General features: G+C 64.1%; 12 protein-coding genes. 3 read left to right on the forward strand and 9 right to left on the reverse strand.

The window, feature by feature from the left end; translation table 11 throughout:
- Nucleotides 1-167 precede the first annotated feature (167 nt).
- The 7 genes from VIL88_RS10285 to VIL88_RS10315 form a co-directional block, all read right to left on the reverse strand.
- Nucleotides 168-1,055, reverse strand: a complete 888-nt coding sequence (locus VIL88_RS10285) for a carbohydrate ABC transporter permease (protein WP_331988424.1) — start codon at nucleotides 1,053-1,055, stop codon at nucleotides 168-170.
- Nucleotides 1,048-1,989 carry a sugar ABC transporter permease gene (locus VIL88_RS10290; RefSeq protein ID WP_331988666.1) on the reverse strand — a complete coding sequence of 314 codons (942 nt, stop codon included), beginning with the start codon at nucleotides 1,987-1,989 and terminating at the stop codon, nucleotides 1,048-1,050. The genes VIL88_RS10285 and VIL88_RS10290 overlap by 8 nt, the downstream gene beginning before the upstream one ends.
- 79 nt (nucleotides 1,990-2,068) lie before the next feature.
- Nucleotides 2,069-3,361, reverse strand: coding sequence for an ABC transporter substrate-binding protein (locus VIL88_RS10295; RefSeq protein WP_331988426.1), 1,293 nt, complete (start codon nucleotides 3,359-3,361; stop codon nucleotides 2,069-2,071).
- A 205-nt stretch (nucleotides 3,362-3,566) separates the two neighbouring features.
- On the reverse strand, nucleotides 3,567-4,256 hold the full coding sequence (locus VIL88_RS10300) for a TetR/AcrR family transcriptional regulator (RefSeq protein WP_331988428.1): 690 nt from the start codon (nucleotides 4,254-4,256) through the stop codon (nucleotides 3,567-3,569).
- On the reverse strand, nucleotides 4,204-5,730 hold the full coding sequence (locus VIL88_RS10305) for a tripartite tricarboxylate transporter permease (RefSeq protein ID WP_331988430.1): 1,527 nt from the start codon (nucleotides 5,728-5,730) through the stop codon (nucleotides 4,204-4,206). Before VIL88_RS10305 ends, VIL88_RS10300 begins: the two co-directional genes overlap by 53 nt.
- Before the next feature lie 72 nt (nucleotides 5,731-5,802).
- Nucleotides 5,803-6,327 carry a tripartite tricarboxylate transporter TctB family protein gene (locus VIL88_RS10310; RefSeq protein WP_331988432.1) on the reverse strand — a complete coding sequence of 175 codons (525 nt, stop codon included), beginning with the start codon at nucleotides 6,325-6,327 and terminating at the stop codon, nucleotides 5,803-5,805.
- A 174-nt stretch (nucleotides 6,328-6,501) separates the two neighbouring features.
- Nucleotides 6,502-7,542, reverse strand: a complete 1,041-nt coding sequence (locus tag VIL88_RS10315) for a tripartite tricarboxylate transporter substrate binding protein (protein WP_331988434.1) — start codon at nucleotides 7,540-7,542, stop codon at nucleotides 6,502-6,504.
- A gap of 264 nt (nucleotides 7,543-7,806) precedes the next feature.
- On the opposite strand from VIL88_RS10315, the gene VIL88_RS10320 reads away from it, so the two are divergent.
- The 3 genes from VIL88_RS10320 to VIL88_RS10330 all read left to right on the forward strand — a co-directional run bounded on the left by VIL88_RS10320 (nucleotide 7,807) and on the right by VIL88_RS10330 (nucleotide 11,141).
- Nucleotides 7,807-8,958 carry a Gfo/Idh/MocA family oxidoreductase gene (locus tag VIL88_RS10320; protein WP_331988436.1) on the forward strand — a complete coding sequence of 384 codons (1,152 nt, stop codon included), beginning with the start codon at nucleotides 7,807-7,809 and terminating at the stop codon, nucleotides 8,956-8,958.
- A 192-nt stretch (nucleotides 8,959-9,150) separates the two neighbouring features.
- Entirely contained in the window at nucleotides 9,151-10,320 is a 1,170-nt protein-coding gene (locus tag VIL88_RS10325; RefSeq protein ID WP_331988438.1) for a dihydrodipicolinate synthase family protein, read from the forward strand.
- The gene (locus VIL88_RS10330) at nucleotides 10,317-11,141 is read left to right on the forward strand and encodes a sugar phosphate isomerase/epimerase family protein (protein ID WP_331988440.1); all 825 of its coding nucleotides are present in this window, start codon (nucleotides 10,317-10,319) and stop codon (nucleotides 11,139-11,141) included. The genes VIL88_RS10325 and VIL88_RS10330 overlap by 4 nt, the downstream gene beginning before the upstream one ends.
- Here VIL88_RS10330 and VIL88_RS10335 read toward each other — a convergent pair.
- The gene (locus VIL88_RS10335; protein ID WP_331988442.1) at nucleotides 11,113-12,270 is read right to left on the reverse strand and encodes an MFS transporter; all 1,158 of its coding nucleotides are present in this window, start codon (nucleotides 12,268-12,270) and stop codon (nucleotides 11,113-11,115) included. The genes VIL88_RS10330 and VIL88_RS10335 overlap by 29 nt on opposite strands.
- Complete coding sequence (locus VIL88_RS10340) at nucleotides 12,267-12,728, reverse strand: MmcB family DNA repair protein (protein WP_331988444.1); 462 nt, start codon at nucleotides 12,726-12,728, stop codon at nucleotides 12,267-12,269. Before VIL88_RS10340 ends, VIL88_RS10335 begins: the two co-directional genes overlap by 4 nt.
- Between the last annotated feature and the right edge of the window lies 1 nt (nucleotide 12,729).

Raw genomic sequence — 12,729 nt, forward strand, 5'->3', positions numbered from 1 at the left:
GAAACTGGATGTTCGGCTCCCCTCCCCCTTGCGGGGAGGGGTTGGGGGTGGGGGTCGATGGGTTTGGCCTTGAACGCCCCCCACCCCAGCTCTGCTACGGCCCTGCGGGCCTAGCGTCGCTACCCTCCCCGCAAGGGGGAGGGAGAGCAGACTGGATGACCGGTGGATCACCGCTTCATCCCCGTCGTCGCGATGCCTTCGATAAGCAGCCGCTGGAAGAACAGGAAGAACAGGAAGATCGGCACAAGGCTAAGGACGCTCATGGCAAAGAGGGCGCCATAGTCGCTTTCGCCGGTGGAGTCGGTGAAGGTGCGCAGGCCCAGCATCACCGTGTAGCTCTTCATTTCGCTGAGATAGATCAGCGGGCCGAAGAAATCGTCCCAGGTCCAGATGAAGGTAAAGATCGCAGCCGTCGCCAGCACGGGCATGGAGAGCGGCATGATGATCTTCCAGTAGATGCGCCAGGGCGAGCAGCCGTCCATCTGCGCGGCCTCGTCGAGCTCGCGCGGCAGGCCGCGGAAGAACTGCACCATCAGGAAGATGAAGAAGCCGTCGGCGGCGAGGAACTTGGGCACGACCAGCGGCAGGAAGGTATTGACCCAGCCGAGCTTGAGGAACAGCACATATTGGGGGATCAGCGTCACCTGGTAGGGCAGCATGAGCGTCATCAGCATCATGGCAAACCAGAAGTTCTTGCCTCGAAAGTTCAGGCGGGCAAAGGCGAAGGCCGCCATGGAACAGGCCAGCACATTGCCGCAAACACTCAGGATCGAGATGATGAACGAGTTGGTGAAGAAGACGCCAAAGCTCGTCCGCAAGCCGTTCCAGCCGCGCACATAGGCGTCAAGGCTCCATTCCGACGGCCAGATGCTGGCCGAGGTGAAGATCTCGTTTTCCGGACGGACGGAGGCGGCCAGCATCCAGAGGAGCGGATAAAGCATCAGCACCGACACCGCGAGCAGGGCGGCATGGGCCAGAACCGAGAGGAGGCGCCGCTGCGTGGGCGACAGGCGGCGTTCGCCGACGACGGTCAGCTTGGCGGGAGCATCAGTCATCGTAGTGCACCCAGTATTTCGACGTGAGGAAGGAGAAGGCCGTGAAGAGGCCCACCAGGGCCAGCAACACCCAGGCCAGCGCCGAGGCATAGCCCATGCGAAAGAAGCCGAAGGCCTCCTGGTAGAGGTAGAGCGTATAGAACAGCGTCGAGTTGATCGGATTGCCGGTACCGCCCGAGATGATGAAGGCGGGCGTGAAGCTCTTGAAGGCCTCGATGGTCTGGATGATGGCGTTGAAGAAGACCACCGGCGTCAGCAGCGGCAGCGTGATCTTGCGGAACTGGCGCCAGCGGCCGGCGCCGTCGAGCGAGGCTGCCTCATACATGTCCTGCGGGATCTGGCGGAGCCCGGCGAGGAAAATGATCATTGGCGAGCCGAACTGCCAGACGGCGAGGATGATGATTGTCCAGAGTGAATATTGCGGGGTCGAGATCCAGCTCGGTCCAACGATGCCGAAGATGGCCAGGAAGTCGTTGACCAGCCCGTCACGGGCAAAGATCTGCTGCCAGAGGATGGCGATGGCGACCGAGGCGCCCAGCAGCGACGGCAGGTAGAACAGCGCGCGATAAAGCGGCAGGCCGCGCATGCCGCGGTTAAGCAGGAGCGCCACCCCGAGGGCAAAGGCAAGCTTGAGCGGCACCGAGAAGATGACGAACATCATGGTCACGCGCATGGACGCCCAGAATTTGGGGTCATTGGTGAACATGCGGATGTAGTTGTTGGCCCCAACCCATTCCGGGCTGGTCAGGAGGTCGAAGTCGGTGAAGCTAAGATAGAAGGACGAGATGATCGGGCCGATGGTCAGGCCGAAGAAGCCGATCAGCCAGGGCAGGAGGAAGAGGTAGCCCGGCGCGTCGTTCTGCCAGAGGCGGGACCAGAAGGAAGGTCGCGTGGACGCGTCGTGTTCGGACGCCCCCAATGTCGTGGTGCTCATGGCCATGGTCGGGCGGTACTCCTAGTGGGGCGGGAGGTGGCGCATGGCCACCTCCCGGGGAGTGCAGAAGGCTTGCCGATCAGGCGGCGCGTTCGAGGATTGCCTTGGCTTCAGCCACGAAATAGGCCGCGCCGTCTTCGGCCGAGCGTGCGCCGAAACCGACTTCCTGGCCCACGGTGCGAAGCAGAGACAGGTCGATTTCACCGGCAGCGGCCGGCGGCGGCGGCGGGAGCGGCCCAAGCAGGTCGCCCAGGTTGGACACGAAGTTGAGCGCGATCTGGTTCTGCTCGTTGAGCAGCGGCGCCACAACGTCGCGCATGGCCGGAAGGCAAGGAATGCCGCGTTCCACGTCGAGGACCTTGGCTGCTTCCGGGTCCGAGATGAAGAAGTTGATGAATTCGGCCGCCGCTTCCTTGTTGGCGGACGAGCCGGCAACCGAGAAGAACATCGACGGCTTGCGGAAGTGACCGCCGCCCTGGCCTGCCGCGATGCGCGGATAGCCGACCATGTCGATCTTGTCCTGCATCAGGGCCTGGAAGGCCACCAGCTGGTTAGAATTGGCCGGGATCATCGCGGCCTTGCCCGAAACGATCATGGTCGATTCCAGAGGACCCGTATCGAGCGCCTGTTCGTCCGCCGACACGCAGATGCCGGCTTCGCGCAGGCCGTTCCAGAGCTGGAACCACTCGGTCATGTCGGCTTCGTCGAGGCCGAGCTGGCCGTCGGCGGTATAGAGTTCCTTGCCCTTCTGGCGGATCCAGTTGTTGAGCATCGGCTCGGAATAGGAGCCGTCGGCGATCAGCTTCATGCCGCCGCGGATGTTGGCGGCCTTGAAGGCTTCGCCCATGGTGCGAAGGTCGTCAAAGGTCCAGTCGTTGGTCGGCGGGGTGACGCCGGCTTCCTCGAAGGCCGTGGTGTTGACCAGCATGGCCACCGAATTGGCGCCGAGCGAAATGCCGTAGAGCTTGCCGTTGACCTTGCCGCCTTCGAGCTGGTCCTGGTCGAAATCGGCGAGCTGGAGCTGGGTGCCGACATAGTCGTCCAGCGGCGCGATGGCGTTGCGGTTGGCGTATTCAACGATATAGCGGTAGTCCATCTGGATGACGTCGGGCGCATTGCCGCCGGCGGTCTGCGTCGCAAGCTTGGCCCAGTAATCGTTCCAGGCGAGGAATTCGCCCTGGACATCGGTGCCCTTGGCTTCCTTGTAGAGGTCGGTGACGGCATAGGTGCGGTCGGCGCGCGGCTGGCCACCCCAGAAGATCAGGCGGAGACTGCTGGCCTGCGCCCAGGCCGCGTTGATGCCGGCGGCGCCGGCAGCAAGCAGCGCCGTGCTGCCCAAAAGAAACGAACGGCGGTCGATACGGAACGTCATGATTGTCCTCCCATGGATACGATTTGCCGGTCTGCGCGGCAGGGTCTCCAGCAGCCTCCCCGCCGCTAAATAACCAACTGGTTACAAGAGTGTGTCAGACGGCGGCCTCTGTCAAGCGACCTCTGCACGTCTTGTATGGAAGGAGCCTCGCAAGGGGCGTGCACGGTGTCAACACAGTGACAGCAGTTTGTGCGCAGATGGATAGCTAAAGCGGCTTGGTGCGGAGGTAGTCGAGCACCATCTGCACGGCCTGTCCCTCCCGCTCCTGCACCATGTCGATGCGGCTGAGGTCGCGGGCAAAGATCACCGACAGGGTCGCCATGTTGGACACATAGAAAAAGCCCAGCGCCGCGATGGAAATATAGAGCTGCACCGGGTCCACGTCGCGCCGGAAGATGCCGGCGTCGGCGCCGCGGTCGACAATGGTCTTGATCTGCCCCACAAGCGGGGAGTGGAGCGCCTGTATATCGGGCAAAGTCTTGAGAAAACGCGCGTTTTCGATGTTCTCGGTGCCAAGGAGACGCGGAAACCAGGGATTGGCGAGGAAGTGGCGGAAGGTGAAGCGCACCAGCCGGTCCATCGCATCGACAGGTCCGAACTGGTCGAGGCTGAGCGCGCGCTCGCCCCGCCGGATTTCCTGGTAGGCATCCAGCAACACGGCCCGGTAGAGGTCCTCCTTGTTGCCGAAATAGTGATAGAGCAGCCTTTTATTGGCACCCGCCAAGGCCGCGATGGCATCCACCCGCGCGCCCTCGAAGCCGCGCTCGGCAAACTCTGCCCGCCCCGCCACGAGAATGGCGGCCTTGGTCTTTTCCGAATTGCGCGTCCGCTTGGGCGGCGCCTCAGCCTTGGGCTGGCGCGCCGGTGCCGTTGCGGTGGAAGAGGGATCTGACACGCCTGGATACTGCCGGAATGGAAAGGAGAATGGTGAGAAGAACGATCAGGCAGATAACAGCGCTGATCGGACGGGTAAAGAACGGGCTCGGATCGCCATTGGTCAGCTGCAAGCCGCGGCGGAGATTGAGATCGAGGAGATCGCCGAGAACAATGCCGAGCACCAGCGGCGCCATCGGATACTTCATTTCGCGCAGGATGAAGCCGACGACGCCAAAGATCAGCATCACATAGACGTCGAACATGCGCTGGGTGATGGCAAAGGAGCCCACCACGCAAAGCACGTAGATCACCGCCATCAGCCGTTCGCGCGGCACCGACAGCACCTTAATGAAGAGCTTGGTCAGCGACAGGCCGAAGATGAGGTTGGCCAGCGTCGCCAGCACCAGCATGGCCACGACCTGGTAGAGAAAGACAGGATTCTCCACCATCAGCATGGGGCCCGGCCGGATGCCGTGGATATACATGGCCGCGATCAGGACCGCTGCGGCCGCCGAACCCGGCAAAGCCAGCGTCAGCGTCGGGATCATGGCGGCCGAGACAACGGCATTGTCGCCGGTTTCCGCGGCGATCAGCCCTTCCTGCGAACCCTTGCCGAACTCTTCGGGATGCTTGCTGGCCCGCTTGGCTGCAGCATAGGACGTCCAGGAGCCCACATCCTCGCCCACGCCGGGAATGATGCCGACAAAGGTGCCGATGATCCCCGAGCGGATAATGGTGCGCCAGTATTGAAAGATCTCGCGGAAGGTCGGCACCACGCGGTCGTTGACCTCCGCGATCTGCGTCACCGCCTTGCGCTTCATGGCGGAGAGAATTTCCGCCAGGCCGAAGGCGCCGACCATGGCCGGGATCAGGTCCACTCCGCCACCCAGCGCCGGCATGCCGAAGGTGAAGCGCTGGTGGGCATGGAGCGTTTCCATGCCGATCATGGCAACGAGAAGCCCCAGAATGCCAGCGATATAGCCCTTGAGCGGGGTATCGCTGCCGCTCATCTGCCCGGAAATCACCACGCCGAACAGAGCCAGCCAGAAGAATTCATAGGAGCCGAATTTCAATGCGGCTTCGGAGAGAACCGGCGCAATGATGGCCAGGAAGAAGATGCCGACCATGGTGCCCAGGGTCGACGAGGTGGTCGCCAGCCCCATGGCGAGCCCGGCCCTGCCTTGTTGCGCCAAAGGATGCCCATCCAGCGTTGCCGCGGCATTGGCCGGGGTCCCCGGGATGTTGAGCAGGATCGCCGTGCGCGACCCGCCATAGATCGAGCCTAGATAGACGCACATCAACGTCAGGATCGCCTGATCGGGCGTCATCTTGTAGGTCAGCGTCACAAGGAGCGCCACGCCCATCGTGGCCGTCAACCCGGGCAGAATGCCGACGACGAGGCCAAGCAGGGTCGCCCACACCACGTTGAACAGCGAAGCGGGGGTGAGGAAATGCCCTATGCCCTGGCCGAGCAACACGAGACCGTCAAACATGGATTGCTCCTAGAGCGCTTTGGGCAAAAGTGGCCGCCACTTTTGCGGTGCGAAAGCGCGACCAACAAAGATTCACGGCAGGCGAACCAGAAAGATGCGTTCGAACACGAAATAGATGCCGCCTCCGCCCACGATGGCGATGATGGCAGCCCAGACCAGCGAGCTCAGCGGCGTCACCGGCTGCCCGTCGATCAGCCAAAGTTCGAAGACGACGATGAAGCTGAAGATGAACAGCATGGCCGCCGCCCAGAACGGCAGCCAGCCGACCAGCACCAGCGTATGGAGCAGCGCCAGCGCCAGTACCGCACCGACGCGCCGTGCCGCCTTGCCGGTCACGGCCTTGCCGAGCGCCGACCAGCCGCCCTTGGCTGGAAGGCGCCAGGACCGCCAGGCGAGCAGCCCGCCACAGAGCGTCAGCGCTGCGCTCAAGGCGATGGGCACGAGGCCCGGAATGGTGGAGGGGTGGATCCGGCGCGCCTCGAGCCGCGGCATGGTCCAGGACAGGTAGAACAGCACGAGGCCCAGCGCCACCAGCAGCAGGGCCGTCAGCAGATCCGCCCGCGCGCGCGTGGCGGTTTCGTCGGCGTGTTCTTGCATGGAGGCTCCTTCAAGTTGCGGAAATCCGGGCTTCCGGACCCCCACCTAACCTCCCCCAGGAGGGGGGCCGCGCGGTGGGTGAGGCACGATCGTGCCCCAGGCCCGATCTGCTCCTCCCCCTTCAGGGGGAGGGTGGGTGGGGGTTCTGTCTCGAACACAGAACCCCCTGTTGGATCACTGCGCCCCGATTTCCGTCCGCGTTTCGCAGTCGATGCCGATGGTGGAGGGATCGGTGACCGCCTCGCCGCGCTCCACGGCATCGCAGGCTTCGAGGATCACCACCGGCATGGCCAGTGCCCGGGCCTCGGCACCGAAGGAGGGTGCGAACACCGCGCCGAAGGTTTCGGCATAGGTCTTGATCTCGGGCGAGGTCGCGATCTTTTCGGCCCAGATCTTGTCGAGCGTCGCCAGCACCTCCTCGGGCACGCCGACCGGCACGAAAATGCCGAAATAGTCGGGAGCCAGTTCCATGTCCGGCAGCCATTCGGTGATCGGTGGGATGGGGTCGACGCCATCGAGCACCAGCGGCTTGTCCGACAGCACGGCCAGTGCGCGCAGCCGGCCGCCGCGGATCAGCTCGGTCTGCTCCACCGCCAGCTGGGTCGTCACCATGGCTTCGCCGGACGCGGCGGCAATGGCTGCCGGCCCGCCGCCGTCATAGGTAACCATGTTGAAGGGGAAGTTCTCGGCTGCGCCGCTTAAGGCGCCGATCGCCGTCCCGCCAGAGGAGGTGATGCCGGCCGTGGCGACACTGATCTCGTTGCCGCGCGTCTTGAACGCTTCCAGCAACTGGCCGAAGTCCTGGAACTCGCTGTCGGCCGGTACGCTGACCACGGGCACATTGGCCACCGACAGGTAGATGTGCCAGTCGTCGATGTCGGTGCCTTCGAGGAGGCCGGTCACTGCGTATGTGGCGTTGTTGGCGATGGCATTGGCCGTCCAGGTATAGCCATCGCGCGGGGCGTTGAGCACTTCCTGCGTGCCGATGGCGCCGGAAGCGCCCGGCTGGTTGACCACGACCACGTCGACACCCAGCGCCTCGGCCAGGATCGGAGCGGTAACGCGAGCAATCTGGTCGGTCGAACCGCCGGCGCCCCAAGGCACGATCAGGTTGATCGGCCGGTCGGGCTGCCAGTCCTGCGCCATGGCCAAGGATGTTCCCAGCAGCAGCGCCGATGCGCCGCCGGCCAGGATAAACAGGTTTCGTCTGTCCATCGACTTCCTCCCTTATGTGGGCGGTCCGGATATTTCCGTGACCACTGTGGGACAGACTGCGGGCGCCTGCCGGCGCTGTCAACCATGAAGTAACTACGTGGTTCTGCTTCGAAGGAGGTCGCAAGGAGCAGGTGGGCCTGCTTTTGTTGAAGTCTTGCACCGGCAGACCGTGCCAGCGTTGTCCCGGCTTGACGTCATCACAAAGCTGCGCTAGCTAAGTAACCAATCAGTTACACGCACAAAGCGGCTTGGGAGGGGAAACGAATGGCAGATCAACGGCTTGGCCTCATCATGCACGGGGTCACCGGGCGCATGGGTTACAACCAGCATCTGGTGCGCTCCATCCTGGCGATTCGCGATCAGGGCGGGGTGGTGCTGAGCAATGGCGACCGGCTAGTGGTCGACCCAATCATTGTGGGTCGCGACGCCGAAAAGATCGAGCGGCTGGCCAAAAAGCACGACATCAAGCGCTGGAGCAGCGACCTCGATGCCGCCCTGAGCAATCCCGAGGACACGGTGTTCTTCGATGCCGGCACGACGCTGATGCGGGCCTCGCTGCTGGAAAAGGCACTGGCAGCGGGCAAGCATGTCTATTGCGAGAAGCCGACCTCGGACTCGCTGGAGGTGGCGCTCAACCTCGCCAAGACCGCCCGCGCCTCGGGCCTCAAGCATGGCGTGGTGCAGGACAAGCTCTTCCTGCCCGGCCTGCTCAAGCTCAAGATGCTGCGGGACTCGGGGTTTTTCGGCAAGATCCTCTCGGTGCGAGGCGAGTTCGGCTACTGGGTGTTCGAGGGCGACTGGCAGCCGGCGCAGCGCCCCTCCTGGAATTACCGCAAGGGTGACGGTGGCGGCATCATCCTCGATATGCTCTGCCACTGGCGCTATGTGCTCGATAACCTCTTCGGCGAGGTGCAGGCCGTATCGTGCCTGGGCGCCACCCATATTCCCGAGCGCGTCGACGAGAAGGGGCACCGCTTCCAGGCCGATACCGATGACGCAGCCTATGCCACCTTCGAATTGGAAGGTGGCGTCGTGGCGCAGATCAATTCGAGCTGGACCACCCGCGTCCGCCGTGATGACCTCGTGACCTTCCATGTCGACGGTACGCATGGCTCGGCCGTGGCGGGCCTGCACAAATGCTGGACCCAGCATCGGGTGAACACGCCCAAACCGGTCTGGAACCCCGACCAGCCGCAAACCATGAACTTCTTTGCCGATTGGGAAGAAGTGCCCGACAATTGGCCGGCGCAGAACGGCTTCAAGGCGCAGTGGGAAATGTTCCTCCGGCACGTGGCCGAAGACGCACCGTGGCCCTATGGTCTGGAAGCCGGCGCCAAGGGCGTGCAACTGGCCGAACTCGGACTCAAGAGCTGGGCCGAACGCCGCTGGCTCGATGTGCCCAAGCTCGAGTTCTGACACGCGTCGTGTGTGTCACTTTCTAACCCACCCACGGCGTTACCCGGCCTTGAGCCGTGGCCCATCTTGAGATGCATCGCTTCCTTCCACCGCGTCATTCCCGCGAAAGCGGGAATCTCACTGCACCGCTAGGGGGATCCCCGCTTTCGCGGGGATGACGCTGAGTTCTTGAAGGCCTTCGGAGGCAAGACAATGCCCACCATCAACCTGCCCAACCCTGACCGGTCGATCACGCCCTACACCTTGACCGGCGATCCCATTCCGCTGGTCCGCTTCAAGGCCTCGGATTTTCCGCGCATCGCCTATGCCGCCGCGCATGTGGTTGCCGACCCTCTGGCCAGCAACGATCCCTGGCTGACACCGGCCATAGACTGGGACACGACGCTCGCCTTCCGGCATCGCCTCTGGGACCTTGGCCTGGGCGTGGCCGAAGCCATGGACACGGCGCAGCGCGGCATGGGCCTTGGCTGGGCGGAGGCGCAGGACCTGATCCGCCGGTCGCAGGCCGAGGCCAGAACGCGTGACGATGCGCTGATCGCCTATGGCGCGGGCACCGATCATCTCGCGCCCGGGCCCGACGTCACCATCGACCAGATCATCAAGGCCTATGAGGAGCAGGTGGGCTTTATGGAAGGGGAAGGCGGCCGCGTCATCCTGATGGCCTCGCGCGCCCTGGCCCACGCAGCCAGGTCGCCCGACGACTATGCCCGCGTCTATGGCCATATACTCGGCCAGGTGAAGCAGCCGGTGATCATGCACTGGCTGGGTGAAATGTTCGATCCGGCGCTCCAGGGCTATTGGGGCAGTATCGATCATGACGCGGCCATGGATACCTGCCTCGACGTCATCGCCGCCCATTCGGACAAGGTCGACGGCATCAAGATTTCCCTCCTTTCGGCGGAAAAAGAAATTGCCATGCGGCGCCGGCTGCCGCCCTCGGTCAAGATGTATACCGGCGACGACTTCAACTATGCCGAACTGATCGCGGGCGATGCGCAGGGCTATTCCCACGCTCTCCTGGGCATCTTTGACGCTATTGCGCCTGCCGCCTCCGCGGGCCTTGCGGCACTGGGCAAGGGCGACGAGGCCGGGTTCTTCGCACTGCTCGAACCAACCGTTCCGCTCAGCCGGCACATCTTTGCCGCGCCCACCCGCTTCTACAAGACGGGCGTCGTGTTCCTCGCCTATCTCAACGGGCTGCAGGACCATTTCCAGATGATTGGCGGCCAGCAGTCGACCCGCTCGCTGCAGCACCTCAGCGAACTGTTCCGCCTCGCCGACAAGGCGCGCGTGCTCAGTGACCCCGACTATGCCGTCAATCGCATGGAAGCCGTGCTCAACGTGAACGGAGTGCTGGGATGACCGAACGCGCCATCTCCCTCAATCTCGCGACCACCCGCCAGCAATGGGGCTTCGCTGAAGCCGTGGACGGCTGCTTGCGGCACGGCATCACCGCCATCTCGCCCTGGCGCGACCAGATCGCGGCCATTGGGCTCGACGAGGCGGCGCGCATTGTCAAAGCCAACAAGCTTCAGGTCACCGGCGTGTGCCGCGGGGGCATGTTTCCGGCGGAAACGGCCGAGGGGCGGCAGCGCAACATCGACGACAACCTCCGCGCCATCGATGAAGCGGCAGCGCTCAACGCCGATTGCCTGGTCCTGGTGGTCGGCGGACTGCCGGGGTCATCCAAGGATCTGCCCGGAGCGCGGCAGATGGTGACCGACGGCATCGCCGCCATGCTGCCCCACGCCAAGGCGTCCAGGGTCAAGATTGCCATCGAGCCGCTGCACCCCATGTATGCAGCGGATCGGGCCTGCGTGAACACGATCGACGAGGCGCTCGACATCTGCGAGCAGCTGGGAGAAACGGTGGGCGTCGCTATCGACGTCTACCATGTCTGGTGGGACCCAAGGCTCGCGCAGGCCATTGCCCGCGCCGGACGCATGAAGCGCATCTTTGCCCACCATATCTGCGATTGGCTGGTGCCGACCAGGGACATGCTGCTCGATCGCGGCATGATGGGCGACGGCGTCATCGACCTGCCCGCGATCCGCCGCATGATCGAGGAGGCGGGTTTCTTCGGGCCGCAGGAAGTCGAGATCTTTTCGCAGGATAATTGGTGGAAACGTGCGGGCGATGAAGTTCTCAAGGTGATCAAGGAGCGGGTGGCGACGGTCTGCTGAGCTTTCTGGCCATCAGCCAGGTCAGAACCAGGAGCGGCAGGAGCATGGCGAAGGCCATGCGGATCCCTAGGCCCTGCGCCACGGCACCGATCAGCACCGGTGCGCCCAGATTGACGAACTGGAAGATCAGCGTCGTCGCCGCGACGTTCTGCGATGCCGGCCGGTCGCCTAGGCGTGCCGCCGCCGACAGCATCAGCGGGTAGAGCACGCAGATGCCAAAGCCCACGAGGGCAAAGCCGACAAGGGCAAAGCCCGCATTGGGCGAGAGCACCAGCAGCATCAGCCCGCCCATGGCAATGGACGCAAGGACGCGGGCGACCCGCACCGGTCCGAAGCGGTCGATCCACCGATCGGCAACCAGTCGCCCCAGCGCCATGGTGACAAGCAGCGCCGGCAGCGCTAGCGATTCGATCCAGGCAGCCACTTCGAAACTGTCGCGCAGGAAGATGATCGACCAGGCGCGCGCCGCCCCTTCGGTCAAACCAGCCCCGAGGCCGAAGGCCACAAGCCCCATCGTCGCCAGCGTCGGCCAGGCAAGGCGCTTGCCCGTGTTCTCCCCGGCATGCGGACGCGGCGGGGTGACGGGCATGGGCAGGACCACGGCGAACAGCAGCGCAATGACGACCGGGGCCAATGCCCAGAGGTGGATGGCCGGCGACACATGAAGGCCGCGCAGGGCCACGCCCAGGAGCGAGGTGGCGAGAAAACCCACGCTCCAGGCGCCGTGGCAGGTATTCATCACTCGCATGCCGGTGGCCGCCTCGATGCGGTCGGCTTCCACATTGATGGCGATATTGGTGAGCGAGAAGCCCACGCCGTTGAGCGCCATCAGGGCAAACATGGCAAGGGCGCTGGGGACGACGGTGATCAGCGCCGCAGTGATGCAGACCAGCGGCAAGAGCACGAGCAGCACGGCCCTTGTGCCGAAGCGTTCGATGATGCGGCTGGAAAAGAGAAACATGCCCAGGCCGCCGAGCGGCTGTCCGATCAGCACAAGCCCGAGCTGCGCCTCGCTGAGGCCGAGGGCGAGCTGGATATCGGGCACGCGGGTATGGATGGCGCCGAGTGCCAGGGCATGAACGAAGAACAGCGCGATGACGCGCCAGCGCAGCCAGGTGTCGTTGGTCACCTTGGGCCGGGATCCATCAGAACATGGATGCGGTCGGCCCCCAGGCGCGCCAGCTTGAGCATCAGCGCCTTGCGCCGCGCGCCCACCAGTGGGGTGAGGGGGCTGTCGCGCAGGATGGCGCCGTCATGGCCGTCGGCAACGATCAGCCCCTCGCTTTCGGGGAAGATGCCGGCGTCCAGCTCGGGCGGCTTGGCGAAAAAGAAGCGGTCGGAAAAGTCGCGATATTCGTGCCACTTACGGTCGACTTGGAAGTCGATCAGGCTCGACTTGATCTCGACGATCCAGATCTCGCCCTTGGGCCCGACGCCGAGCACATCGGCGCGGCGGCCGCTCTGGAGCGTCACTTCGGCAAAGCAGGCCATGTCATAGGTCTCGCGCAAGAGCCGCATCACGCCCCGCTGCACGCGGAGCGCGGTCGGCGACTGCCGAAGATCGACAATGGGGCCGAGATCGGACATG

This window comes from Devosia sp. (assembly GCF_036563435.1).
GTDB lineage: Bacteria > Pseudomonadota > Alphaproteobacteria > Rhizobiales > Devosiaceae > Devosia.

Excerpts from the sequence above, each read along its gene's own strand:
- VIL88_RS10295 (WP_331988426.1), bottom strand. The coding sequence starts at position 3,361 with ATGACGTTCCGTATCGACCGCCGTTCGTTTCTTTTGGGCAGCACGGCG.
- VIL88_RS10285 (WP_331988424.1), bottom strand. The coding sequence starts at position 1,055 with ATGACTGATGCTCCCGCCAAGCTGACCGTCGTCGGCGAACGCCGCCTG.
- VIL88_RS10305 (WP_331988430.1), bottom strand. The coding sequence starts at position 5,730 with ATGTTTGACGGTCTCGTGTTGCTCGGCCAGGGCATAGGGCATTTCCTC.
- VIL88_RS10320 (WP_331988436.1), top strand. The coding sequence starts at position 7,807 with ATGGCAGATCAACGGCTTGGCCTCATCATGCACGGGGTCACCGGGCGC.
- VIL88_RS10330 (WP_331988440.1), top strand. The coding sequence starts at position 10,317 with ATGACCGAACGCGCCATCTCCCTCAATCTCGCGACCACCCGCCAGCAA.
- VIL88_RS10290 (WP_331988666.1), bottom strand. The coding sequence starts at position 1,989 with ATGAGCACCACGACATTGGGGGCGTCCGAACACGACGCGTCCACGCGA.
- VIL88_RS10310 (WP_331988432.1), bottom strand. The coding sequence starts at position 6,327 with ATGCAAGAACACGCCGACGAAACCGCCACGCGCGCGCGGGCGGATCTG.
- VIL88_RS10325 (WP_331988438.1), top strand. The coding sequence starts at position 9,151 with ATGCCCACCATCAACCTGCCCAACCCTGACCGGTCGATCACGCCCTAC.
- VIL88_RS10315 (WP_331988434.1), bottom strand. The coding sequence starts at position 7,542 with ATGGACAGACGAAACCTGTTTATCCTGGCCGGCGGCGCATCGGCGCTG.
- VIL88_RS10340 (WP_331988444.1), bottom strand. The coding sequence starts at position 12,728 with ATGTCCGATCTCGGCCCCATTGTCGATCTTCGGCAGTCGCCGACCGCG.